1 protein-coding gene is annotated in these 245 nt (G+C 48.2%); it reads right to left on the reverse strand.

Features of this window, described 5'->3' with window-relative positions:
* Positions 1 to 245 (reverse strand): hypothetical protein (locus B7692_RS11135; RefSeq protein WP_192855492.1); only part of this gene is annotated, 245 nt, incomplete at both ends.

Consider the following 245-nt stretch of genomic DNA (forward strand, 5'->3'; position numbering starts at 1 on the left):
GCTTCAACAAGCGCAAGTACTTCAGCAAGTACGTCAGCCTCAACAAGCGCAAGTACTTCAGCAAGCACTTCAGCTAGCACGTCAGCCTCAACAAGTGCAAGTACGTCAGCAAGTACATCAGCTTCAACAAGCGCAAGTACGTCAGCAAGTACATCAGCTTCAACAAGTGCAAGTACATCAGCAAGTACGTCGGCTTCAACAAGCGCAAGTACATCAGCAAGTACATCAGCTTCAACAAGCGCAAG

This window comes from Streptococcus mitis, from assembly GCF_002096925.1.
Lineage (GTDB): Bacteria > Bacillota > Bacilli > Lactobacillales > Streptococcaceae > Streptococcus > Streptococcus mitis_AF.